This is a genomic window from Streptomyces sp. Root431, assembly GCF_001426585.1.
GTDB lineage: Bacteria > Actinomycetota > Actinomycetes > Streptomycetales > Streptomycetaceae > Streptomyces > Streptomyces stackebrandtii.
In genome coordinates, this window is the sequence record NZ_LMEI01000007.1 from 630,807 (window position 1) to 655,347 (window position 24,541).

A 24,541-nucleotide genomic window follows, 5' to 3' on the forward strand; every position below is an offset into this window, starting at 1 on the left:
TAACCAATGGCGCGCGGGATTCTTCGCATAGCCTCCCGGACATGACTTTCGAAGACAGCACCGTCGACGTGTGGCTTCCGGTTCCCGCGGACGAGATCGAAGGACTCCCCGCACCGGGCGAGTCGGGCCTGAACTACCGCTTCTGGGACGGCGGACCGGACTTCCCCGCCGATCCCGCACGCTGCGCGTTCTACGTCGTCCCGTACATGAAGGGCTCGGAGGTCGCCGTGCGGCCGCTGCCCGCGATGACCTCGGTCCGGGTCGTGCAGACCCTCTCCGCGGGCATCGACCACGTCACCCCCGGCATCGGCTCGCTGCGGCCCGGCGTCGCCGTCTGCAACGCGAAGGGGGTGCACGAGGCCAGCACCGCCGAGCTCACGCTCGCGCTGATCCTGGCCTCGCTGCGCGGCATCCCCGGGTTCGTGCGCGGCCAGGACGCCGAGGAGTGGCGGGACGGCTTCTACCCCGCGCTCGCCGACAAGTCCGTGCTGATCGTGGGGTACGGGTCGATCGGCGCCGCCATCGAGGACCGGCTCGCGCCGTTCGAGTGCGCGCGGGTGGCGCGCGTCGCGCGCTCCGCGCGCACCACCGAGCGCGGCCGGGTGCACGCCCTCGCGGAGCTGCCCGCCCTGCTCCCGGAGGCCGACGTGGTCGTGCTGTCCACTCCGCTCACGCCCCAGACCCGTCACCTCGCCGACGCCGGCTTCCTGGCCAGGATGAAGGACGGCGCACTGCTCGTGAACGTCGCCCGCGGGCCGGTCGTGGACACGGCCGCGCTGCTCAAGGAGGTCGAGAGCGGCCGGATCACGGCGGCGCTCGACGTCACCGACCCGGAACCGCTGCCGGCCGGGCATCCTTTGTGGCACGCTCCCGGTGTCCTGATCAGTCCCCATGTGGGCGGTTCCACTTCGGCGTTCATGCCGCGCGCGAAGCGGCTGATCGCGGGGCAGCTGCGGCGGTTCGCGGCGGGGGAGGAGCCGGCGAACGTCCTCCTCACCACCGGCTGAGCCCCATGGCCCCGGCCGGCCGGGGCGTGCGGAGTGCGCCCCCGACGCGCGCCGCTCACAAGCCCCCAGGTAGTCACGGAGAGTACTGCGACCCTGTCCCTGAGTGACGGTCCTGGTGTATCGTCCCGGAGCGGGGGGCTGCGTCGATGACGGGCTGACGCTGGGGAGCGAAGTGACGGGTCATCAGTTTTCGAGGGGGGCGACGGGTGAAGCACGGCCGAAGGACCGACGATCCGACGCGGCGGCGACGCCGCCGGCCGGCCTCCCGCGCCCCTCTGCCGATCTCGCGCGCTCGGTGCCGGGCCAGGCCACACCGCTCCGGGCGCCACGCGCCGCCGGACCGCACGACTGCGACGGGCACGCCACCGGAGGTGCCGAGGAGCCGCCCGCGCGTCCGCACCATCCGTCCGGGTGTGGCGGCGCGACGCCGGAGGGGCCGGTGAGCGCGCCCGGGGCGGTCATCGCGCGCAGCCCCGTCGGCGGCGAATCCGGGCACCCCGGCCGCGACCGCTCCGGGATCGGCTCGCTCCTCTCCCAGATCGCCCTGGTGCTCATCTGCGCCGGCTACACGACCGGCGCGTCCCTCGGCTGGGGATCGCCGGAACTCGCCCTCTTCATGGGGGACTTCGGGCTCAGCGCCGCCGCGCTCACAGCCGCGGTCTCCTGCTCCCTCTACGCCCGCGCCCACAGCGGCAGCGACCGCCCCGCGTGGCTGCTCTTCGCCTTCTCCTCGTTCATGGCCGCCGCGGGGAACGCGGTGTGGGGGTGGTACGAGGTCGTCCTGCGGACGCAGGTGCCCGACTCCTCCGTCGCCGACCTCTTCTTCCTGCTCTTCGCGCCGCCCGCCATCGTCGGACTCCTCGTCCTGGCCAAGAAGCCCGTCACCCGGGCCGGCTGGGTCTGCCTCGGGCTCGACGCCTGGCTCATCGGCGGCTCCCTGCTCACGCTCTCCTGGAGCCTGGCCCTCGCCCGTACCGCGCACTTCGACGGCGAGTCCGTCGCCCAGGCCGCCCTGTCGCTCGCGTACCCGCTGCTCGACATCGTCCTGGTCAGCATGGTCCTTGCGCTGCACTTCCGGCGCTCCCAGGCGAACCGCTCGGCGACCAACACCGCGATCGCCGCGCTCGCCCTGACCGTCCTGTGCGACGCCCTGTTCACCTCGCCGCTGCTCCGCGAGAACTACGCCTCGGGCCAGCTCCTCGACGCCGGCTGGTTCGCCGGCTCCCTGCTCCTGGCGTACGCGCCCTGGGGGGTGCGACGGCTGCCCGACAGCACCGCCGCCACCCGCGGGCCGTGGCTGCACAGCCGTCCGGTCGCGGGCTCGCTCGCCGCCCTCACGCCGTACCTCGCCGCCGCGGTCTGCACCCTCGGCATCCTGTACAACGTCGTCGAGGGCCGCCGGGTCGACCGGGTCGTCGTGCTCACCGGCTGCACCGTCGTGCTCGCCCTCGTCGTGCGGCAGGGCATCATGCTCCTCGACAACATCGCGCTGACCCACGAACTGGCCCAGAAGGAGAACCACTTCCGGTCCCTCGTGCAGGGCTCCAGCGACGTCATCATGATCGCCGCGCCGACCGGGATCCTCCGCTACGTCAGCCCGGCCGCCGCCGGTGTGTACGGACGCGAGGCCGAGGAGCTCATCGGCTCCGAGCTCGCCTCCCTCATCCACCCCGAGGACCTCGGCGGCGTCGTCCACGAGGTGCGCCGCTTCCTCGCGGCCTCGCCCGCCGAGGAGCCCACCACCCGGATCGAGTGCCGCTTCCGCTCCGGCCGCGGCGACTGGCTCAACGTGGAGTCGACCGTCAACCGCCACCAGGGCGGCCTCATCTTCAACAGCCGGGACGTGACCGAACGGGTCCGCCTCCAGGCCCAGTTGCAGCACAACGCCGAGCACGACCCGCTCACCGACCTGCCCAACAGGGCGCTCTTCACCCGCCGGGTCCGGCAGGCGCTCAGCGGCCGCCGGGCCTCCGACCCCGGCACCGCCGTGCTCTTCATCGACCTCGACGGCTTCAAGGGGGTCAACGACCGACTCGGCCACCAGGCCGGCGACGACCTCCTCGTCCAGGCCGCCCGCCGCCTCCAGGAGTCCGTGCGGGCCGGCGACACCGCCGCCCGGCTCGGCGGGGACGAGTTCGCCGCCCTCATCCTCGGCGACGGCGGCCGCGAGCAGGACGCCCGGGAGACCCAGGTCCAGGAGATCGCCGACCGGCTCCGGCTCACGCTCTCCCGGCCGTACCGCGTCGACGGCGGCAACGAGGTGCGGGTCGCCGCCTCCATCGGCGTCGCCTTCGCCGAGCCCGGCATGGAGGCGGGCGACCTCCTGCGCAACGCCGACCTCGCGATGTACCGGGCCAAGGCCGCCGGCAAGGACCGGGTCGAGCTGTACGCGCCGCAGATGCAGGCCGAGGTCGTCCGGCGGACCGAGCTCGCCGCCCGGCTGCGCACCGCCCTCCACGACGGCGAGTTCGCCCTGCTCCACCAGCCCGTCGTCGACCTCGCCACCGGCCGGATCTCCGCCGTCAGCGCCCAGGCGCGCTGGCGCTCCACCCAGGGCATCCTCTTCACCCCCGCCGAGTACCTCCGCGTCACCGACGACGGAGCCCGCACCGCCGAGCTCGGCCGCTGGCTCCTCGAAGAGGCGGTGGAGCAGGCCGCCGAGCGGGCCGGTATCGGCCACCGCGCGCCCGTGTCCATCAGGCTCTCCGCCAGCCGCCTCCTCGACCGCTCGCTCCCGCTCGGCTCGGTCGAGTCGCTGCTCACCCGGCACGGACTGCCGTCCGGCTCGCTGATCATCGAGCTCGCCGACAGCGACGCCCGGACCTCGCTCGACGAACTCGAACAGCGCCTCGTGACCCTGCGCCGTCTCGGCGTGCGGATCGCCCTCGACGGATTCGGCAGCGGACATGTGGCGATCGACGCCCTCCGGCGCCTTCCCGTCGACATACTGAAGCTGGACCGAGGGCTCGTCGAGGGCGTGGTCGAGTCCGCCAGGCTCCGCAAGATCACCCGAGGGGTGCTCCGCATCGCCGGCGAGCTCGGGCTGCAGACCGTCGCCGAGGGCGTCGACGTACCGGAGCAGGTGATCGCGCTGCGCGCCATGGGCTGCAGTCACGCCCAGGGCATGGCCTTCTCGGGCCCGCTCGACGAGTACCGCCTGCGCAGGGCCCTCGTACGGGACGAGTACCCGCTCCCCGGAGGGGTCCCCGTACGGGCCGGAAACCGTCCCCCGTTCCGCTCAAATACTGAGACGCCCGTCCCACCCACTTGACAGTGGTGAGGTGGGAGAGGGAGGGTCAGTGCCATGCGCACCCGAATTCTCGTACTTGGAAAGCGCGTCGGCTGAAGCGGGGCCACCACAGGCCCAGCTGAGAAAGCACCCGACGCGCTCCCCTCGCTTGCCTCACGGCACGAGGGGTTTTTTGTTGCACTGGATCACTCCCAGAGCAACGCAAAACCTCGCAAAACGCCTCGCAAACACCCTCTGCTTCGAGAAGAGATGCTGATGACCGACCAGGCCACCGGGCACCATCCGCAGCCGCGGCCCCGTAACGGCGCGCAGCCCGCCACCGCCGTCGAGCACGTCACGGGCGCGCAGGCCCTCATCCGCTCTCTCGAGGAAGTCGGAGCCGACACCGTCTTCGGCATTCCGGGCGGCTGCATCCTCCCGGCCTACGACCCGATGATGGACTCGAAGAAGGTGCGCCACATCCTCGTCCGTCACGAGCAGGGCGCGGGCCACGCCGCCACCGGCTACGCGCAGGCCACCGGCAAGGTCGGCGTCTGTATGGCGACCTCCGGCCCCGGCGCGACCAACCTCGTCACCCCGATCGCCGACGCGCACATGGACTCCGTCCCGCTCGTCGCGATCACCGGCCAGGTCGCCTCCAAGGCCATCGGCACGGACGCCTTCCAGGAGGCGGACATCTGCGGCATCACGATGCCGATCACCAAGCACAACTTCCTGGTCACCAAGGCCGAGGACATCCCGCGGACGATCGCCGAGGCCTTCCACATCGCCTCCACCGGCCGCCCCGGCCCGGTCCTGGTCGACATCGCGAAGGACGCCCTCCAGGCGAAGACCACCTTCAGCTGGCCGCCGCAGACCGACCTGCCCGGCTACCGCCCGGTGACCAAGCCGCACGCCAAGCAGATCCGCGAGGCCGCGAAGCTGATCTCCGCCGCCAAGCGGCCCGTGCTGTACGTCGGCGGCGGCGTCATCAAGGCCGGCGCCACCGCCGAGCTGAAGATCCTCGCCGAGCTGACCGGCGCCCCGGTCACCACCACGCTGATGGCCCTCGGCGCTTTCCCCGACAGCCACCCGCAGCACGTCGGCATGCCGGGCATGCACGGCTCGGTCACCGCCGTCACCGCCCTCCAGAAGGCCGACCTGATCGTCGCCCTCGGCGCCCGCTTCGACGACCGCGTCACCGGCAAGCTCGACAGCTTCGCCCCGTACGCCAAGATCGTCCACGCGGACATCGACCCGGCCGAGATCGGCAAGAACCGCGCCGCCGACGTCCCGATCGTCGGTGACGCCCGCGAGGTCATCGCCGACCTGGTCCAGGCCGTCCAGGCCGAGCACAGCGAGGGCAACAAGGGCGACTACACCGCATGGTGGAGCGACTTGGGCCGCTGGCGCGAGACCTACCCGCTCGGCTACGACCTGCCGCAGGACGGCAGCCTCTCGCCGCAGCAGGTCATCCAGCGCATCGGCGCGCTCGCCCCCGAGGGCACGATCTTCACCGCGGGCGTCGGCCAGCACCAGATGTGGGCCGCCCACTTCATCGACTACGAGCAGCCCGCCACCTGGCTGAACTCCGGCGGCCTCGGCACGATGGGGTACGCGGTCCCCGCCGCGATGGGCGCCAAGGCCGGCATGCCGGACCGCACGGTCTGGGCGGTCGACGGCGACGGCTGCTTCCAGATGACCAATCAGGAACTCACCACCTGCGCGCTGAACAACATCCCGATCAAGGTCGCCATCATCAACAACGGCGCCCTCGGCATGGTCCGCCAGTGGCAGACGCTGTTCTACAACCAGCGCTACTCCAACACCGTCCTGCACTCCGGCCCGGACGACGTCCAGGCGAACAAGGGCACCCGCGTCCCCGACTTCGTCAAGCTCTCCGAGGCCATGGGCTGTGTCGCCCTGCGCTGTGAGGACCCGGCCGACCTGGACAAGGTCATCGCCGAGGCGAACGCCATCAACGACCGTCCGGTCGTCGTCGACTTCATCGTCCACGAGGACGCCCAGGTCTGGCCGATGGTCGCCGCGGGCACCTCGAACGACGAGGTCATGGCCGCGCGGGGCGTGCGCCCCGACTTCGGCGACGGCGAAGACGACTGACGGCGAAGAGCGACAAGGAAGAGACCCAGACATGTCCACCAAGCACACGCTCTCCGTTCTCGTCGAGAACACGCCCGGCATCCTCGCCCGGATCGCCGCGCTCTTCTCCCGCCGCGGCTTCAACATCGACTCGCTCGCCGTCGGTGTCACCGAGCACCCCGACATCTCCCGCATCACCATCGTGGTCAATGTCGAGGACCTGCCCCTGGAGCAGGTGACCAAGCAGCTCAACAAGCTGGTCAACGTCCTGAAGATCGTCGAACTCGAGCCCAGCGCCGCGATCCAGCGCGAGCTCGTCCTGGTGAAGGTCCGCGCCGACAACGAGACCCGCTCCCAGATCGTCGAGATCGTGCAGCTGTTCCGCGCCAAGACCGTGGACGTCTCGCCCGAGGCGGTCACCATCGAGGCCACCGGTTCGAGTGACAAGCTCGACGCGATGCTCAAGATGCTGGAGCAGTTCGGCGTCAAGGAGCTCGTCCAGTCCGGCACGATCGCCATAGGGCGCGGCTCCCGGTCCATCACGGACCGGTCCCTGCGCGCCCTCGACCGCAGCGCCTGAGAGTCATCGGAGGTCAACCGCCGGTCCATCCGGCGGTCCGACTGCCGAGACCCCAAAGCTTCCCTCAAGCGCTCCCCCGTACGGTGGGACGCAACACCAGCACCTCAAGGAGATTTCCAGTGGCCGAGCTCTTCTACGACGCCGACGCCGACCTGTCCATCATCCAGGGCCGCAAGGTCGCGGTGATCGGCTACGGCAGCCAGGGCCACGCCCACGCGCTGTCGCTCCGTGACTCCGGTGTCGACGTCCGCGTCGGTCTCCAGGAGGGCTCCAAGTCCAAGGCCAAGGCCGAGGAGCAGGGCCTGCGCGTCGTCTCCGTCGCCGAGGCGGCGGCCGAGGCCGACCTCATCATGATCCTGACCCCGGACCCGATCCAGGCCAAGGTCTACGAGGAGTCCATCAAGGACAACCTGAAGGCGGGCGACGCCCTCTTCTTCGGCCACGGACTGAACGTCCGCTACGGCTTCATCGAGGTCCCCGAGGGCATCGACGTCGCCCTGGTCGCCCCGAAGGGCCCGGGCCACCTGGTCCGCCGTCAGTACGAGGAGGGTCGCGGCGTTCCGTGCATCGCGGCCGTCGAGCAGGACGCGACCGGCAACGCCTTCGCGCTCGCGCTCTCGTACGCCAAGGGCATCGGCGGCACCCGCGCGGGCGTCATCAAGACGACCTTCAAGGAAGAGACCGAGACCGACCTGTTCGGTGAGCAGGCCGTCCTCTGCGGTGGTACCGCGGCGCTGGTCAAGGCGGGCTTCGAGACCCTGACCGAGGCCGGCTACCAGCCGGAGATCGCGTACTTCGAGTGCCTCCACGAGCTGAAGCTCATCGTCGACCTCATGTACGAGGGCGGCCTGGAGAAGATGCGCTGGTCGGTCTCCGAGACCGCCGAGTGGGGCGACTACGTCACCGGCCCGCGGATCATCACCGACGCCACCAAGGCCGAGATGAAGAAGGTCCTCGCGGAGATCCAGGACGGCACCTTCGCCAAGGAGTGGATGGCCGAGTACCACGGCGGCCTGAAGAAGTACAACGAGTACAAGACCCAGGACGCCAACCACCTCCTGGAGACCACCGGCAAGGAGCTGCGGAAGCTCATGAGCTGGGTGAACGACGAGGAGGCGTAAGCCTTCCGGGACGGGGCCGGACAGTGTGTCCGGCCCCGTCCCGCATCGTTGGACACCTCGTCCAACCACGGACGGGTGATCCTTCCAACGAGGCGTATGAGCTGCGCCGACGCACCACTACACTTCTCAACAACATACGCGTCAGGCCCACAGCGTCGTGCGCTTTCACGCGGCAAGCCCCCTCCACCGCCTGCGGCCGTCGGGACGGCCGTCCGCACTGGATCTGTGAGGACTCACGTGAGCTCGAAACCTGTCGTACTCATCGCTGAAGAGCTGTCGCCCGCCACCGTCGACGCGCTGGGCCCGGACTTCGAGATCCGGCACTGCAACGGCGCCGACCGCGCCGAGCTGATCCCCGCCATCGCGGACGTGGACGCGATCCTGGTCCGTTCCGCGACCAAGGTCGACGCCGAGGCCATCGCCGCCGCGAACAAGCTCCGGGTCGTCGCCCGTGCCGGTGTCGGTCTGGACAACGTCGACGTCTCCGCCGCCACCAAGGCCGGCGTGATGGTCGTCAACGCCCCGACCTCGAACATCGTCACCGCCGCCGAACTCGCGTGCGGTCTGCTCGTCGCCACCGCGCGCAACATTCCGCAGGCCAACACCGCGCTGAAGAACGGCGAGTGGAAGCGCAACAAGTACACGGGCGTCGAGCTGAGCGAGAAGACGCTCGGCGTCGTCGGCCTCGGCCGCATCGGCGTCCTGGTCGCGCAGCGCATGTCGGCCTTCGGCATGAAGATCGTCGCGTACGACCCCTACGTGCAGCCGGCCCGCGCCGCCCAGATGGGGGTGAAGCTGCTGGCCCTGGACGAGCTCCTGGAGGTCGCGGACTTCATCACCGTCCACCTGCCGAAGACCCCCGAGACCCTCGGTCTCATCGGTGACGAGGCGCTGCACAAGGTCAAGCCCTCCGTCCGGATCGTCAACGCCGCGCGCGGCGGGATCGTGGACGAGGCGGCGCTCTACACCGCCCTCAAGGAGGGCCGGGTCGCCGGCGCCGGCCTCGACGTGTACGCGAAGGAGCCCTGCACGGACTCCCCGCTCTTCGAGCTCGACCAGGTCGTGTGCACCCCGCACCTCGGCGCGTCCACGGACGAGGCCCAGGAGAAGGCCGGCGTCGCCGTCGCCCGCTCGGTGCGCCTGGCGCTCGCCGGCGAGCTCGTCCCGGACGCGGTCAACGTCCAGGGCGGCGTCATCGCCGAGGACGTGAAGCCGGGTCTGCCGCTCGCCGAGAAGCTCGGCCGGATCTTCACCGCCCTCGCGGGCGAGGTCGCGGCCCGTCTCGACGTCGAGGTCTACGGCGAGATCACCCAGCACGACGTGAAGGTGCTCGAACTCTCCGCGCTCAAGGGCGTGTTCGAGGACGTGGTCGACGAGACCGTGTCGTACGTCAACGCCCCGCTGTTCGCGCAGGAGCGCGGTGTCGAGGTCCGGCTGACGACCAGCTCAGAGTCGCCCGACCACCGCAACGTCGTCACCGTGCGCGGCACGCTGGCGAACGGCGAGGAGGTCGCGGTCTCCGGCACGCTGGCGGGCCCGAAGCACCTCCAGAAGCTCGTCGCGGTCGGCGACTACGACGTGGACCTGGCGCTCGCCGAGCACATGGTCGTGCTGCGCTACGAGGACCGCCCGGGCGTCGTCGGCACGGTCGGCCGGATCCTCGGCCAGGCCGGTCTGAACATCGCGGGCATGCAGGTCTCCCGCGCGGAGGAGGGCGGCGAGGCGCTCGTCGTGCTCACCGTGGACGACAGCGTGCCGGCGGCCGTCCTCGCGGAGATCTCCGAGGAGATCGGCGCCGCCTCGGCCCGCTCGGTCAACCTGATCTGACGCACGGCACCGTCCGTACGCGCGTACCCGTACCCGGTCGATAGACATTCGTCTTACACAATTGTCTATCGGCCGGGTACAGTGCTGTCATGGGACACAAGGAAGACCTCCTCGACGGTGCCAAGCGCTGCCTCCTGGAGAAGGGGTACGGGCGCACCACGGCCCGCGACATCGTCGCCGCCTCCGGCACCAACCTCGCCTCCATCGGCTACCACTACGGCTCCAAGGACGCCCTGCTCCAGCAGGCCTTCCTGGCCCTCACCGAGGAGTGGGGGGACCAGGCCGGTGCGGCCGGTGCGGAGGGTGCCGAGGCGCTGCCGGCCGACCCGTACGAGCGTTTCCACGCCGTCTGGGAGCAGGTGATCGCCGCGGCCGGGGCGAGCCGGCCGGTCTGGAAGCTCCAGACCGAGGTCGTCACCCGCATCGACGACGACGAGAAGCTCCGCGAGGCCATCAAGGAACCCCAGCGCGAGGGCCGCCTCGGCATGGCCCAGGGCTTCCTCGGCATCGACCCGGAGCGGGACCCCGAGAAGGCCCGCGTCGCCGGACTGCTCTGCCAGGCCCTCGCGACCGGCGTGATGATCCAGTGGATGGTGGACCCGGACACGGCACCGAGCGCGGACGACCTCACGGAGGGCCTCAAAGTGCTCATGGGGGAGCAGAACTGACACTCCGCCGGCCGGGAAGGGTCCGGGCCGGCGCCGTCCATCATGCGGGCCGTCGATTGACCGTCTTGCGGCACTCCGGCTATGTTGCGCGCCATGCACCGTTCCGCGCTTCTCACGACACGAGGTCACGTCGACCTGAAGCGTGTGTGCTCCGCAGCGTGTCCGTAGCTCCGCGAGCGCACGGCGGAGACCGCGCGGCCCCCTGACACCCCGAGGACACTTCCGGGGAGTGGACCCCGCGGCCCGTCGGCGCACGCCGAGAGCGGCTCCCGACCGGGAGCTTCGCGCGTCCGCCCGCCTCCGGAACGGCTCCCGCCCGTCCGACCCTTCCGGTACGCCGTCCCCTCCCCGCCGCCGCACCCGGCGGGACGGCCGGCCGCATCCCGCGCGGCGGCGGTACGCACCACCGCTACGGACCCGAAGAAGGCCCTCGTGGACAGAACGCGCATGTCCTCCTCCCGCCCCGTCCCCCTGCGCCGCGCGGACATCCCCTCCGCGGCCGTCCCCCCGCGGCGCACCTCGAGCACCGGCGCCGTCCTGGGGGCGATCCTCGACCACGGGCCGGTCGCCCGCAGCACGATCGCCCGGCTCACCGGCCTCTCTCCTGCCTCGGTCACCGGCCACTGCGGCGCCCTGATCGGCCGAGGGCTCGTCAAGGAAGGCCCGGAAACGGCCGGCCCGCGAGGACTCGGCCGCCCCCACATCCCCGTCGAGATCGACACCGCGCGCTACCTCCTCGCCGGCGCGCACGTCGCCGTCACCCACACCACGCTCGCCCTCATGGACCTCCGGGGGCGCCTCGTCGCCGAGGAGCGCCTCCCGCACACCAGCACCGAACCCGCCGAGGTGCTCGACCGGGTGGCCGAGGGGCTGCCCCGGATGCTCGCCGCCCAGGGCCCCGGCCGGACCGCGCTCGCGCTCGGCGTCGCCACCGGCCACTGGGTCGACCCGGCCGCCGGGGTCGTCGTCCACCATCCGCAGCTGGGCTGGCGGGACGTCCCGGTGCGGGAGGTGCTCGCGGAGGCCACCGGGCTGACCGTCCACGTGGACAGTCACGCCCGCGCCCTCGCCCGCGCCGAACAGCTCGTCGGCGTCGCCTCGGCCCGGGCCAGCGCGGTGGTGCTCTTCGTCGGCAACGTGGTGGACGCGGCCTTCGTCTCCGCCGGCACGGTGCACCAGGGGCCGAGGTTCGGCGCGGGCAACATCGCCCACCTGCCGGTGGGGACGGGCGACGCCGGCACGACCTGCGAGTGCGGCGTCCCCGGCTGCCTCCAGTCCGAGGTGTCGGAGCCCGCGATGCTGCGCCGGGCCGCCCGGCAGGGCCTGTACGCCGAGACGTTCCCCGAGCTGTTGCAGCGGGCGGTGGACGGGGACGAGACCGCGGTCTCGGTGTTCCGCCGGCGGGCCCGGTTCGTCGGCCGGGCCGCGGCCGTCCTCCTCGACATGTTCGACCCCGAGGTCCTGGTCGTCGTCGAACCGAGCGCCGGCCGACTGGCGCACTGCCTGGCCGAGTTGCGCGCCACCACGACCGAACGGTCGCTGGTCTGCGACGACCCCGAGCGGTCCGTCGTGCCGAGCAGCTTCACCGGCCGGGTGCTGGCCACCGCGGGACCGGCCGTCGCCCTCGGCGCCCTGCACGACGACCCGCTCGGTCCCTGGCCGGCGCTGCCCGCGGTGTCCTGACGGCGAATGCCGACTTAATTCAGATAGTTGCATTGTTGACCCGGTCGGATCGCCAACGGGAAGATGTATTCATGAGCAGCCCGCAGAGGACCCGACGCCACGTGCCGCATTCGGCACCTGCCCGTCGTTCCTGTTGTCCCTGCCGCGCCTGTTGATCCGAGCGGTTTCCCTGCTTTCGATCCCGCTTTCCTTTTCCGCGCGTGCCCCTTTTCCGCACGCGTGACGTTCCGGCCCTTCCGTCGCCGTGCCCTCGTTCCGCCCTGTCCGGCTTCGGCATGCCGTCCTCCGCCCTGCCCACCCCTCTCCGTCGCCCGGGGGAAACATGACTGTCTCCTTGTCCTCGCATCCCGCGGCCGGTCTCGAACCCGGCCTCTTCAAGCAGGCGTTCCGCGCCTATCCGGCCGGCGTCGTGGTCGTCACCGCGGACGCCGGATCCGGCCCCGTCGGCTTCACCGCCACCTCGCTCACCTCCCTCTCCCTCGAACCGCCGCTCCTCTCCTTCGGCATCGCCACCCGCTCCTCCTCCTGGCCGCACATCCGGCGCGCCACGTCCGCGGTCGTCAACTTCCTCGGCGACGACCAGGAGGCCCTGGCCAGGCGCTTCGCCACCAGCGGGATCGACAGGTTCGCCCGGCCCACCGGGTGGCGGCGGCTCGACCAGGGCGACCCGGTCCTCGACGGCGTCACCGGCTGGCTGCGCGTCGACATCGAGCAGCTCGTCCCCGCCGGCGACCACCGCATCGTCATCGGCCGCGTCGTGGAGGCCCGGCAGGACGCGAACCGGCGCCCGCTGGTCTTCCACGACGGCGGCTACCACTCCCTCTGACCCCCTCGCCCGCGCGCACCGCACCCGACAGGAACTCCCGCCATGTCCTCCTTCCCGCACCTGCCACCGTCCCCCGCCCTCGGACGCAGAGGCTTCCTCGCCCTCGCGTCCGGCGCCGTCCTCGCTGCCGCGGGATGCGCGCCCCAGATCGGCAACGCCGCCAGTTCCGTACCGCTGAAGGAGCTGCCCACCGGGCCGCCGCCGGCCGGTACGTCGCTCACCGTCGCCGTCCGCAGTTCACGCATTCAATTCGCCGAATCGGGTATCGGAAAGAAACTCCCCTTCACCGTCTCCGAGTGGCCCAATCTGAGCGCGGGACCCGACATCATCCAGGGATTCCGGGCGCGCTCCATCGACCTGGCCAGCAATGCAGGAATTCCGCCGATCCAGGCCGAGGCCATCGGTGTGGAATCCCGCATCGTCGCCGTACAGGTGCGCAGACAGCCCTCGTACGTCTTCGCCACCGCGCCCGGCTCGGCCGTCCGGAGCGTCGCGGACTTCCGGGGCAAGAAGATCGCCTTCTCGCAGGGGCAGGCGCAGGGCGTGGTCGTCCTGCGGGCCCTGAAGCAGGCCGGGATAGCCAACGGCGACGTCGATCTCGTCGAACTGCCCAGCACCCAGTTCCTGACCGCGCTGCAGTCCAAGCAGGTCGACGCCGCGCCGCTCGGCGAGCCGACGCTCACCAAGTACCTGAGCCAGTACGCCGGGGACGGCGCCCGCCGGGTGCCCACCGACGTCATCGACCTGCTGACCGTCCTCTGGGCGCCCGTCGAGGTGCTGAACGACCCGGCGAAGGCCGCGGCCGTCCGCAGCTTCGTGCCGCTGTGGGCCCAGGGCGTGGTGTGGGCGTGGGAGAACACCGACCGCTGGATCGACGCCTACTACGTCAAGGACCAGGGCGTGAAGGAGGCCGACGGCCGTCGCATCGTCGCCTCCCTCGCGAAACCGCAGTTCCCCGTCTCCTGGGACAAGGCCATCGCCTGGGAGCAGGAGACCGCCGACCTGCTGGCCGAAGGAGGGTTCGTGCCGAAGCTGGACGCCGCCTCGCTGTTCGACCGGCGCTTCGAGGGCCTCGCCTCCGGTGCCGTACCCGCCCAGTACCGGGAGGGATCATGAGCGACGCCCTGACCGATGTCCGCACCCGCGTCCCGGCGGGCGTCCCCGCCCCGCCGCGGGAGCCGGCCGACACGAAGCCCCCCGCGGCCCGGAAGCCGGCCGCCGCGACACCGGCCACCGCCCCGGTGTCCCGCTCCGGCCTCCGGCGGCGGCGACGCCTCGGCCCCGGCCGGAGCGTTCCCCTCGGCCGGCTCCTCGGCCCCGCGCTCGTGGTCGCCCTCTGGTGGGCCGCCTCGGCCGCCGGCTACCTCGACCCGCGCATCCTCTCCGGTCCCGGTGCGGTCGTCTCCACGGCCGTCGAGCTCATCGCCGACGGGCGACTCCAGGGCAATGTGCTCGTCTCCCTGCAGCGCGCCGGGCTCGGTCTGCTGCTCGGGGTCGCCTCGGGCGTGCTGCTCGCCGTCGTCGCCGGACTCAGCCGCACCGGCGAGTACCTCGTCGACGGGCCCCTCCAGATCAAGCGGGCCATTCCGTCGCTCGCGATGCTGCCGCTGCTGATCCTCTGGCTCGGCATCGGCGAGCAGATGAAGATCACCGTCATCGCCCTCGGCGTCGCCGTGATCGTCTACATCAACACCTACGCCTCGCTGACCGGCATCGACAGTCGGCATGTGGAGCTCGCCGAGGTGCTGGAACTGGGCCGCTGGCAGTTCCTGCGCAAGGTCGTCCTGCCCGGTTCGCTGCCCGGCTTCTTCGTGGGGCTCCGGCTCGGCGTCACCTCGTCCTGGCTGGGGCTGATCGTGGTCGAGCAGGTCAACGCCACCAGCGGCATCGGCTACATGATGTTCCAGGCCCAGCAGTACGCCCAGTCGGACGTGATCATCGTCGGCCTGGTGGCCTACGGCACCTTCGGGTTCGCCTCCGACGCCCTTGTCCGCGCCGTCGAGAGGAGGGCCCTGTCATGGCGACGCACGCTGGCGGGCTGACGAAGGACCACGCCCCGCGCCCCGTCGAGGCGGAGACCGCCCCCGAGGGGCGGGACGGCAGCCGGCAGGGCCTCGATCCCGGGGCCCCCGCTCCCGGCGTCCCCGACGCACCCCCCGCCGTACGGGCCGGGCGCCTGGTCCGGCGCTTCGGGGACCGCGTCGTCCTCAAGGAGATCGATCTTGCCCTGGCGGCGGGGGAGTTCACCGCCCTCCTCGGCCGCAGCGGCTCCGGCAAGTCCACGCTGCTGCGCGCCGTGGCCGGCCTCGACCACGACGTCGAGGGCTCGGGAGAGCTGCTCGTGCCCGAGCGGGTCTCGCTCTCCTTCCAGGACTCCCGGCTGCTGCCGTGGCTGCGGGTCCTCGACAACGTGACCCTGGGGCTCCGCGGGCCCGGCGCCCACGAACGCGGTCTGACCGCGCTCGCCGAGGTGGGCCTCGCCGGCCGCGAGCGGTCCTGGCCGCACGAACTGTCCGGCGGCGAACAGCAGCGGGCCGCGCTCGCTCGCGCACTCGTACGCGACCCCGAACTGCTGCTCGCCGACGAGCCGTTCGGCGCGCTCGACGCCCTGACCCGGATCAAGATGCACGACCTGCTCCGCGAACTGTACGAACGCCACCGCCCCGCGGTCCTCCTCGTCACCCACGACGTCGACGAGGCGGTCGAACTCGCCGACCGCGTCCTCGTCCTCGACGAGGGGGAGATCTCCGTCGACCTCGCCATCGACCTCCCCACCCCGCGCAACCGCCGGGACCCGCGCTTCCAGCAGTACCGCGACGCCCTGCTCGCCGCGCTCGGCGTGCACTCCGCACCGCCCGCCCCCGAACCCCGCCCGGAGGACCACCCCCATGCCGCACGCGTCTGACCGCCCCGCCCGCAAGCCCCTCCACCTCAACGCCTTCCTCATGTCGGTCGGCCACCACGAGGCGGCCTGGCGCCTCCCCGAGAGCCCCGCCGACGGCGGCACCGGCATCGCGCACTACCAGAACCTCGCCCGCATCGCCGAACGCGGCCTGCTCGACTCGGTCTTCCTCGCGGACAGCCCCGTCCAGCAGGGCGACCCCGGGCGCCGGCCCGTCAGCAAGCTGGAGCCGACCGTGCTCCTCACCGCCCTGGCCGCCGTCACCTCCCGCATCGGGCTCATCGCGACCGCTTCCACCAGCTACAACGAACCCTTCAACCTGGCCCGCCGCTTCAACTCGCTCGACCACGTGTCGAACGGGCGGGCCGGCTGGAACATCGTCACCACGGCCGGAGCGGACGCGGCCCGCAACTTCGGCCTCGACGACACCCCGCTGCACCGCGAGCGCTACCGGCGCGCGGCCGAGTTCGTCGACGTGGCCACCAAGCTGTGGGACAGCTGGGCCGACGACGCGGTGGTCGCGGACAAGGAGGGCGGGATCCACGCCCGCGCCGACCGGGTCCGGGGCATCGGTCACCGGGGCGAGTTCTTCCGGGTGGAGGGGCCGCTGAACGTCGAGCGCTCCCCGCAGGGCTACCCCCTCCTGGTGCAGGCCGGGTCGAGCGAGGACGGCAAGGACTTCGCCGCCCGCTACGCCGAGGCGGTGTTCACCGCCCAGCAGACCCTGGAGGAAGGCATCGCCTTCTACAAGGACGTCAAGCAGCGGGCGCTCGCGCTCGGCCGCGACCCCGACGGCATCAAGATCCTCCCCGGCATCGTCCCCGTCATCGGCGACACCGAGGCGGAGGCCCGCGAGCTGGACGCCGAACTCGACCGGCTCATCGTGCCGGAGTACGCCAAGCGCCAGCTGGCCCTGCGGCTGAAGATCGCGCCCGACGAGCTCGACCTGGACGCCGAACTGCCCGAGGACATCCCGACCGAGGACGACATCGAGGGCGCGAAGAGCCGCTACACGCTGATCGTGGAACTGGCCCGCCGCGAACGGCTCACCGTCCGCCAGCTGATCGGACGGCTCGGCGGCGGCCGCGGACACCGGACGTTCGCCGGTACGCCCGAGCAGATCGCCGACACCATCGAGCACTGGTACGTCAGCGGCGCGGCCGACGGCTTCAACATCATGCCGGCCGTCCTGCCCTCGGGCCTGGAGGCCTTCGTCGACCGGGTGGTGCCGCTCCTGCAGGAGCGCGGCCTGTTCCGCACCGAGTACACCGGCACCACCCTGCGGGACCACTACGGCCTGCCCCGGCCCGCCAACCGGCTGTTCGACGGGGCCGGGCGCGAGGGCGCCGAGGCGCCCGGCGGCCACCTCGGCATCGGTCTGGTCGAGACCCGGTGAGCGACTGTCCCCCTGACACGGCCGCCCCGTCCGCCGCACGGTCCCCGTCCGCCGCGGAGTCCGCACCGTCCCCGGCGGCCGGGCCCGCCGGGACGGCGCGGCCCGGCTGGGCGCGCCGCCTCGGCGGGTACGCGCTCCGCCGCCGCACCGACCTCCTGCTCGCCTTCGGCGCCGCGGCCGTCGCCGCCGTCGCCACCGCCTCGCTGCCCCTCGTCCTCCGCCACGTCGTCGACGGCGTCGCCGGCTCCGCCACCGCCTCCCTGGCCCCGTGGGTGCTGCTGCTCACCGGCATCGGGGCGGTGCGCTTCGCCGGGAGCTTCGTCCGCCGCTACTGCTCCGGCCGGCTCTCCCTCGGCGTCCAGTACGACCTGCGCAACGACGCCTTCGCCGCGCTCCTCCGGCTCGACGGCGCGCAACAGGACGACCTGCGCACCGGCCAGGTGGTGAGCCGTTCCATCTCCGACATCACCCTGATCCAGACGCTGCTGCAGTTCCTGCCCAACATGACCGGCAACGCCCTGATGTTCTGCGTCTCGCTGGTCTTCATGGCCTGGCTCTCGCCGCTGCTCACCGTCGTCGCCCTGGTCGTCGGCCCCCTCCTGTGGCTGATCGCGCTGCGCGGCCGGCGCACCCTCTTCCCCGCCAACTGGCACGCCCAGCAGGAGGCGGCCGAGGTCGCCTCCGCCGTCGAGGCCACGGTCACCGGGGTCCGCATCGTCAAGGGCTTCGGCCAGGAGCGGCGCGAACTGGAGGGGCTCGAACGCCGCGTCCGGGGGCTGTTCTCCTCGCGGCTCCGCGTCGTCGCGTTCACCAGCCGCTACAACCCCGCCCTCCAGGCCGTCCCCGCGCTCGGGCAGGTGGCGGTCCTGGTCCTCGGCGGCTGGCTGGCGCTCGACGGCCGGGTCTCGCTGGGCACCTTCCTCGCCTTCACCGCGTACCTCGGCTCGTTCGTCACCCCGGTCCGCCAGGTCGCGACCCTGCTCACCGTCTGGCAGCAGGCGAGAGCGGGCGCGGAGCGCGTCTTCGAGGTGATCGACGAGGAGCCGGGGATCACCGACCCGCCGACCGCCCGCGACCTGCCCGCCGAGTCCACGAACGGCCCGGGCGCCCCCGGCACGGCCACCGAACTCCCCGCGCTCGCCTGGGACGACGTGACCTTCGCCCACGGGGCCGGCGAGCCCCTGCTGCGCGGCTTCAGCCTGGACGTGCGCCCGGGCGAGACGCTCGCGCTCATCGGCCCCGCGGGCTGCGGCAAGTCCACCGCCGTCGCCCTGCTGCCCCGCTTCTACGACACGGCGGCCGGCACGGTCCGGGTCGGCGGGGACGACGTCCGCGACCTCACCCTGGTCGGCCTGCGCTCCCGCATCGGCTTCGTCTTCGAGGAGAGCCTGCTGCTCTCCGACACCGTACGGGCCAACATCGCGTACGGCCGTCCGGACGCCGGCGACGAGGAGATCCGGGCGGCCGCCCGCCTCGCGTGCGCCGACGAGTTCGTCGAGCGGCTGCCCGACGGCTACGACACCCTCGTGGGGGAGCAGGGCCTCACGCTCTCCGGCGGTCAGCGCCAGCGGATCGCCCTCGCCCGCGCCCTGCTCGGCGACCCCGCCGTCCTGGTGCTCGACGACGCCACCTCCGCGATCGACGCCCGCGTCGAGGCCGACATCCACGCCTCCCTGCGCGAGGCCGGGCGCCGGTGCACCACCGTGCTCGTCGCCCACCGCGAATCGACGCTGGAACTGGCCGACCGGATCGCGCTCATGGACGGCGGCCGGATCGTGGACACCGGCACCCTGGACGAACTGCGCTCGCGCTCGGCCCTGTTCCGCTCGCTCCTGGCCATCGACGGGGAGGCGGGGCGGCAGGAGGAGGCCCCGGCCCCGGCGCGGGGCGTCACCGAGGAGCTGTGGCGGCGCCCCGCGGACTCCGGTCGCGTCCACGACGAGTCCACGGCCGTACGGGCCGCCAACGCGCTCGCCGAGGCCGCGGCCACCGCCGGTCCGGGCCGCGGCGGACCGGGCGGCGGGGTCCTCGGCTCCGCACCGCCGACCCCGGAACTCCTCGCTGCCCTCGAACGGCTCCCGCTGCCCGAGGACGACCCCAGGGTGCCGCTGGAACAGGCCGTCTCCGCCGACCCCCGGTTCCATCTCGGCACCCTCCTGAAGCCGTTCCGGCTCCCGCTCCTCGCCGGTCTGCTCCTGGTCGCCGTGGACGCCCTCGCACAGATCGCCGTGCCCGTCCTCGTGCGCCACGGGGTGGACGGCGGCGTCGCCCACCAGGCCGGGGGCGTCCTCCTCGCGGCCTCGGCCGCGGCCGCCCTCGTCGTCGGCCTGAACTGGCTCGTCGGCGTCGCCCAGGTCCGTACCACCGGACGCACCGGCGAGCGGCTCCTCTACACCCTGCGGATCAAGACCTACGCCCAGTTGCAGCGACTCGGCCTCGACTACTACGAGGGGGAGCTCGGCGGCCGGATCATGACCCGGATGACCACCGACGTGGACGCCCTGTCGAACTTCCTCCAGACCGGTCTGATCACCGCGGTCGTCAGCCTCCTCACCGTCCTCGGCGTCCTGGCCGCGCTCCTCGTCATCGACGCGGGTCTCGCGCTCGTCCTGCTCGCCGCGCTGCCGCTGCTCATCGGCGCGACCGCCGTGTTCCGGCACTACTCGGTGCCCGCCTACCTGGAGGCCCGGGAACGGATCAGTACGGTCAACGCCTGCCTCCAGGAGAACGTGGGCATGCTGCGGGTCACCCAGGCGTTCCGGCGCGAGGGGCACAACGCCGCCCACTTCGCCGCCCTCGCCTGGTCGTTCCGCGACTCGCGGCTGCGCGCCCAGCGCTACATGGGCACCTTCTTCCCCTTCGTGGAGTTCCTCGGCACGCTCTCCACCGCCGCGGTCCTCGCCGTCGGCGTGGGGCAGGTGCGCTCCGGGGAGCTGACGGCGGGGACGCTGATCGCCTTCCTGCTCTACGTCGAACTCTTCTTCTCACCCATCCAGCAGCTCTCCCAGGTCTTCGACGGCTACCAGCAGGCGGTCGTCGGGATGAGCCGGCTGCGCGCCCTGATGCGCACCCCCGTCGCCACGCCCCCGGCGGCGGCTCCGCTCCGGGTGACCTCGCTGCGCGGCGAGATCGAGTTCGACGACGTGTCGTTCCACTACGCGGGCGGCCGGGACCGGGACGTGCTCCACGGCGTCCGGCTGCGGGTCGCCCCCGGCGAGACCGTCGCGCTCGTGGGCACCACCGGCGCGGGCAAGTCCACCGTCGTCAAGCTGCTCGCCCGGTTCTACGACCCGGTGGCCGGAGCCGTCCGGGTGGACGGTCACGACCTGCGCGAGCTCGACCTGACCGGCTACCGCCGCAGGCTCGGCATCGTGCCGCAGGAGCCGCACCTGTTCGGCGTCACCGTCCGCGACGCCATCGCCTACGGCCGCCCGGACGCCACCGACGCCGAGGTGGAGGCCGCCGCCAGGGCGGTCGGCGCCCACGACACGGTGGCCGCCCTGCCGGCCGGCTATCTGACCCCGGTGGGGGAGCGGGGCCACGGCCTCTCGGCCGGGCAGCGCCAGCTGCTCGCCCTCGCCCGGGCCGAACTCATCGACCCCGACGTCCTGCTCCTGGACGAGGCGACCGCCTCGCTGGACCTCGCCACCGAGCGGCGCGTGGCCGCCGCCGTCGACGCGCTCAGCCGCCGGCGCACGACGCTCGTCGTCGCGCACCGGCTCACCACGGCCGCCCGGGCCGACCGGGTCGTCGTCCTGGAGGCGGGCACCGTCGTGGAGAGCGGCACGCACGCCCAGCTCCTCGCGGGCCAGGGGCCGTACCGCCGCCTCTGGGACGCCTACCGGCAGGGCACCACCACCCGTACCACCCCGTCCGCCCCCGCGGCGGCGGAGCACCACGACCGACTCGTACAAGGGAGTGCACGATGACCACCGAACACCGCCTGCTGGGCCGCACCGGCGTCCGGGTGAGCCTGCTGTGCCTGGGCACGATGATGTTCGGCGCCCGCGGCAACACCGACCACGCCGACAGCGTCCGCATCATCCACAAAGCCCTGGACTCCGGCATCAACTTCGTCGACACCGCCGACGTCTACTCGGCCGGGGAGTCGGAGACGATCGTCGGCAAGGCCCTCGCGGGCGGCCGCCGGGACAACGTCGTCCTGGCCACCAAGTTCCACGGCAGCCTCGGCGAGGACACCAACGAGCGCGGCAACAGCCGGCGCTGGATCGTCCGCGAGGTCGAGAACAGCCTGCGCCGCCTCGGCACCGACTGGATCGACCTCTACCAGGTGCACCGCCCCGAGCCGGAGACCGACTTCGACGAGACGCTCGGCGCCCTGACCGACCTCGTCCGCCAGGGCAAGATCCGCTACATCGGCACCTCCACCTTCGAGCCCTCCGCCATCGTCGAGGGCCAGTGGATTGCCGAGCGCCGGGGCCGCGAGCGGGTCGTCGCCGAACAGCCGCCGTACTCCCTGCTCGCCCGGGGCATCGAGCGCGAGGTGCTGCCCGTCGCCCAGCGCTACGGGCTCGGTGTCCTCACCTGGAGCCCGCTCGCCGGCGGCTGGCTCTCGGGCCGCTACCGCAAGGGAGCGGAGCAGCCGCAGTCCAGCCGGATCGACCGCCAGGCCGCCCGCTTCGACATCGCCGACCCGGAGAACGCGGCCAAGCTCGACGCCGCCGAGGCGCTGGCCCACCTCGCCGACGAGGCCGGACTGACCCTCGTCCAGCTCGCGCTCGCCTTCGTCCTGGAGCACCCCGCCGTCACCTCGGCGATCATCGGGCCCCGGACCTTCGAGCAGCTGGAGGCGCAGCTCGGCGCGGACCGGATCCGGCTGAGCCGGGACGTCCTCGACCGGATCGACAAGATCGTGCCGCCGGGCACGAACCTGTCCGCCCGGGACGGCGGATACGTGCCGCCCGCGCTGGGGGAGCCGGAGCTGCGCCGCCGCGCGCGTCCCTGACGGCTGCGTTCAGAGCCGCGCCGACTTCAGGGACATGTGGAGCAGCAGCCGGTCCTCGCCGTCGTCGAGGTCCAGGCCCGTGAGCTGTTCGACCCGGGACAGCCGGTAGTAGAGGGTCTGCCGGTGGATGCCCAGGGCCGCCGCCGTGCGGCCCGCCTGGCCCGCGTTGTCGAGGAACACCTCGGCGGTGCGGGCCAGTTCCGCGTGCGCGGGGGCGAGCAGCGGCGCGACGGCGGGGTCGATCTCGGGGTGGTAGAGCGCCGCGAGCAGCCGGTACGGGCCGATCCCGGCCCACTCCGCGACCGGGCCGAGCGTCGGCTGAGCCGTGGCGGCGCGGGCCGCCGTGCTGGCCTCGCGCCAGGCCGCCGGGAGCTCCGTGAGGCCCCGGCGGGGGGTCGCGATGCCGGCCGTCGCGGCGGCGCGCAGCCGGTCCGCGGCCGTGTGGGCGGGGGAGAGGTCCTCGGGCGTGCGCAGCCGTACGAGGACGGCGAGGGACTCGGCCTCCGGGAGCGTTGCGACCGCCGCCGCGCCGGGGACCGGCCGGATCGAGGGGGCCTCGCCCTGCCAGGGGGTCACGCAGACGAGGGTGTGCAGTCCGTCCGCGCTGGGGCCCAGGGCCGCCCGGAGCGCCGCGACGGCCATGTCGCTCTGCCAGCCGCGCCCGGCGGTCAGCACCGCGGCGAACTCGCGGGAGAGGTCGGCGCCCGCGCGCTCCTCGTCGGCGAGGAGCCCGCCGATCCGGGTGGCTACCTCCATCGCGGCCGCGAGCTGGGCGGGCGTGGGGCCGGGCTCGGCGTCGAGCAGCCAGACGTACCCGAGGACGACGCCCCGATGGCGTACGGGAAGGCAGATCCGGTCGCGGAACACCCCGGCGTCCGGGGCGGCCGGGATGTGGACCGGGCCCGTCGCCCGGGTGATGCCGAAGCCCTCGAACCAGGCGCGGACCGCCGGGGTCGACTTCCTGGTCAGGATCGACCGCGTCCGGACGGGGTCCATCGCGGCGTCGTCGTCGCTGTCGTGCGCGCCGAAGGCGATCAGCCCGAAGTCGCGGTTCTCCAGCGTCGCCGGGGCGCCCAGGAGCGCGGAGATCTCGTCGACCAGTTCTTGGTAATCGCCCTTCACAGCGCCATTCTCGCACCCCTTCAGACATGTGTATGAGATGCCGCGCACGGATGCGTGACAGCTGTCGATGGCAGAGGATCGGAGCGATCCATAGGTTTCACGGTGGTTCTCCGTGCTGTTCCCGTTTTCTTACGAAAGATCGGGTACAGCACCCTTCGTCACCCTGTCCTTCTGGAGGTGCCCCGTGCTGGGTCCCGTGATTCTCGCCGCGTCGCGCAGCGACAAGATGCGCCGTCTCGTGTCGGCCGCCCCCGGGACCAAGCAGGTCGTCGCCCGCTTCATAGCCGGTGAGTCGGTCGGCGACGTCGTCCCGATCGTCCAGGAGCTGAGCGACCGCGGCCTGGAGGTCACCCTCGACGTCGTCGGTGAGGACATCACCACCGTCGAGCAGTCCTACGCCGCCCGGGACGCCTACCTGGAGCTCATCGGCCGCCTCAAGGAGCTGGGCCTCGGCGCCCGCGCCGAGATGTCCGTGAAGCTGTCGATGTTCGGCCAGTCGCTGGAGAACGGCCACGAGCTCGCTCTCGCGAACGTCCGCCCCGTCGTCGAGGCCGCCGCCGAGATCGGCACCACCGTCACCCTGGACGCCGAGGACCACACCACCCTCGACTCGATGTTCGCCATCCACGAGGAGCTCCGGAAGAGCTTCCCGCAGACCGGCTGCGTCATCCAGGCCTACCTCTTCCGCACCGAGGACGACGCCCGCCGCCTCGCGGAGAACGGCTCCCGCGTCCGGATCGTGAAGGGCGCCTACAAGGAGCCCGCCTCCGTCGCCATCCAGGACAAGCCCGAGATCGACAAGGCGTACGTCCGGATCATGAAGATCCTGATGGACGGCGAGGGCTACCCGATGATCGGCTCCCACGACCCGCGCCTGATCTCCATCGGCCAGGAGCTGGCCCGCCGCGCCGGGCGCAAGCTGGACGAGTACGAGTTCCAGATGCTGTACGGCATCCGCAGCGAGGAGCAGAACCGTCTCGCCGCCGAGGGCCACCGCATGCGCGTGTACACCGCCTACGGCACCGACTGGTACGGCTACTTCATGCGCCGTCTCGCGGAGAAGCCGGCCAACCTGCTCTTCTTCGTCCGCTCCATCCTCACCAAGGGCTGAGCC

Annotated in this window: 17 protein-coding genes; 16 read left to right on the forward strand and 1 reads right to left on the reverse strand. The window is 72.4% G+C overall.

Going from position 1 to position 24,541, the window contains the following annotated elements; translation table 11 throughout:
- Positions 1-41: 41 nt before the first annotated feature.
- The 15 genes from ASC82_RS10075 (at position 42) to ASC82_RS10145 (ending at position 22,305) form a co-directional block, all read left to right on the forward strand.
- Positions 42-1,007, forward strand: a complete 966-nt coding sequence (locus ASC82_RS10075; protein WP_199862507.1) for a 2-hydroxyacid dehydrogenase — start codon at positions 42-44, stop codon at positions 1,005-1,007.
- A gap of 517 nt (positions 1,008-1,524) precedes the next feature.
- Entirely contained in the window at positions 1,525-4,278 is a 2,754-nt protein-coding gene (locus ASC82_RS10080) for an EAL domain-containing protein (RefSeq protein WP_199862513.1), read from the forward strand.
- A gap of 228 nt (positions 4,279-4,506) precedes the next feature.
- Complete coding sequence (locus ASC82_RS10085) at positions 4,507-6,357, forward strand: acetolactate synthase large subunit (RefSeq protein ID WP_056644335.1); 1,851 nt, start codon at positions 4,507-4,509, stop codon at positions 6,355-6,357.
- 31 nt (positions 6,358-6,388) lie between these two features.
- A complete protein-coding gene (ilvN, locus tag ASC82_RS10090) occupies positions 6,389-6,916 on the forward strand; it encodes an acetolactate synthase small subunit (RefSeq protein WP_024756291.1) in 528 nt (175 codons plus the stop codon).
- Between the two features lie 119 nt (positions 6,917-7,035).
- A complete protein-coding gene (gene ilvC / locus ASC82_RS10095) occupies positions 7,036-8,037 on the forward strand; it encodes a ketol-acid reductoisomerase (RefSeq protein ID WP_024756290.1) in 1,002 nt (333 codons plus the stop codon).
- A gap of 237 nt (positions 8,038-8,274) precedes the next feature.
- Entirely contained in the window at positions 8,275-9,864 is a 1,590-nt protein-coding gene (gene serA / locus ASC82_RS10100) for a phosphoglycerate dehydrogenase (protein WP_056644337.1), read from the forward strand.
- A gap of 89 nt (positions 9,865-9,953) precedes the next feature.
- Positions 9,954-10,532 carry a TetR/AcrR family transcriptional regulator gene (locus ASC82_RS10105; protein WP_056644339.1) on the forward strand — a complete coding sequence of 193 codons (579 nt, stop codon included), beginning with the start codon at positions 9,954-9,956 and terminating at the stop codon, positions 10,530-10,532.
- A gap of 447 nt (positions 10,533-10,979) precedes the next feature.
- A complete protein-coding gene (locus tag ASC82_RS10110; protein WP_056644342.1) occupies positions 10,980-12,215 on the forward strand; it encodes an ROK family transcriptional regulator in 1,236 nt (411 codons plus the stop codon).
- A 322-nt stretch (positions 12,216-12,537) separates the two neighbouring features.
- Complete coding sequence (locus tag ASC82_RS10115) at positions 12,538-13,041, forward strand: flavin reductase family protein (RefSeq protein ID WP_056644344.1); 504 nt, start codon at positions 12,538-12,540, stop codon at positions 13,039-13,041.
- Positions 13,042-13,083: 42 nt separating this feature from the next.
- Positions 13,084-14,157, forward strand: a complete 1,074-nt coding sequence (locus ASC82_RS10120; RefSeq protein WP_056644346.1) for an ABC transporter substrate-binding protein — start codon at positions 13,084-13,086, stop codon at positions 14,155-14,157.
- Complete coding sequence (locus ASC82_RS10125) at positions 14,154-15,083, forward strand: ABC transporter permease (protein WP_056644348.1); 930 nt, start codon at positions 14,154-14,156, stop codon at positions 15,081-15,083. Before ASC82_RS10120 ends, ASC82_RS10125 begins: the two co-directional genes overlap by 4 nt.
- Entirely contained in the window at positions 15,059-15,946 is an 888-nt protein-coding gene (locus tag ASC82_RS10130; protein WP_079039179.1) for an ABC transporter ATP-binding protein, read from the forward strand. Before ASC82_RS10125 ends, ASC82_RS10130 begins: the two co-directional genes overlap by 25 nt.
- Positions 15,930-17,339: an LLM class flavin-dependent oxidoreductase gene (locus ASC82_RS10135; protein ID WP_056644350.1), complete on the forward strand. Its 1,410-nt coding sequence runs from the start codon at positions 15,930-15,932 to the stop codon at positions 17,337-17,339. Before ASC82_RS10130 ends, ASC82_RS10135 begins: the two co-directional genes overlap by 17 nt.
- The gene (locus ASC82_RS10140; RefSeq protein ID WP_056644352.1) at positions 17,336-21,268 is read left to right on the forward strand and encodes an ABC transporter ATP-binding protein; all 3,933 of its coding nucleotides are present in this window, start codon (positions 17,336-17,338) and stop codon (positions 21,266-21,268) included. The genes ASC82_RS10135 and ASC82_RS10140 overlap by 4 nt, the downstream gene beginning before the upstream one ends.
- The gene (locus ASC82_RS10145) at positions 21,265-22,305 is read left to right on the forward strand and encodes an aldo/keto reductase (RefSeq protein WP_056644353.1); all 1,041 of its coding nucleotides are present in this window, start codon (positions 21,265-21,267) and stop codon (positions 22,303-22,305) included. Before ASC82_RS10140 ends, ASC82_RS10145 begins: the two co-directional genes overlap by 4 nt.
- A gap of 9 nt (positions 22,306-22,314) precedes the next feature.
- Here the strand turns inward: ASC82_RS10145 and ASC82_RS10150 are convergent, their stop codons facing one another.
- Positions 22,315-23,427: a helix-turn-helix domain-containing protein gene (locus ASC82_RS10150; RefSeq protein ID WP_056644355.1), complete on the reverse strand. Its 1,113-nt coding sequence runs from the start codon at positions 23,425-23,427 to the stop codon at positions 22,315-22,317.
- Between the two features lie 184 nt (positions 23,428-23,611).
- Between ASC82_RS10150 and ASC82_RS10155 the strand changes: the two genes are divergently transcribed.
- Positions 23,612-24,538: a proline dehydrogenase family protein gene (locus ASC82_RS10155; RefSeq protein WP_056644357.1), complete on the forward strand. Its 927-nt coding sequence runs from the start codon at positions 23,612-23,614 to the stop codon at positions 24,536-24,538.
- Positions 24,539-24,541: the final 3 nt, after the last annotated feature.

Coding starts and splice junctions, on each gene's coding strand:
- ASC82_RS10075 (WP_199862507.1), top strand. CDS start 42: ATGACTTTCGAAGACAGCACCGTCGACGTGTGGCTTCCGGTTCCCGCG.
- ASC82_RS10085 (WP_056644335.1), top strand. CDS start 4,507: ATGCTGATGACCGACCAGGCCACCGGGCACCATCCGCAGCCGCGGCCC.
- ilvN (WP_024756291.1), top strand. CDS start 6,389: ATGTCCACCAAGCACACGCTCTCCGTTCTCGTCGAGAACACGCCCGGC.
- ASC82_RS10105 (WP_056644339.1), top strand. CDS start 9,954: ATGGGACACAAGGAAGACCTCCTCGACGGTGCCAAGCGCTGCCTCCTG.
- ASC82_RS10110 (WP_056644342.1), top strand. CDS start 10,980: ATGTCCTCCTCCCGCCCCGTCCCCCTGCGCCGCGCGGACATCCCCTCC.
- ASC82_RS10115 (WP_056644344.1), top strand. CDS start 12,538: ATGACTGTCTCCTTGTCCTCGCATCCCGCGGCCGGTCTCGAACCCGGC.
- ASC82_RS10120 (WP_056644346.1), top strand. CDS start 13,084: ATGTCCTCCTTCCCGCACCTGCCACCGTCCCCCGCCCTCGGACGCAGA.
- ASC82_RS10125 (WP_056644348.1), top strand. CDS start 14,154: ATGAGCGACGCCCTGACCGATGTCCGCACCCGCGTCCCGGCGGGCGTC.
- ASC82_RS10130 (WP_079039179.1), top strand. CDS start 15,059: ATGGCGACGCACGCTGGCGGGCTGACGAAGGACCACGCCCCGCGCCCC.
- ASC82_RS10135 (WP_056644350.1), top strand. CDS start 15,930: ATGCCGCACGCGTCTGACCGCCCCGCCCGCAAGCCCCTCCACCTCAAC.
- ASC82_RS10145 (WP_056644353.1), top strand. CDS start 21,265: ATGACCACCGAACACCGCCTGCTGGGCCGCACCGGCGTCCGGGTGAGC.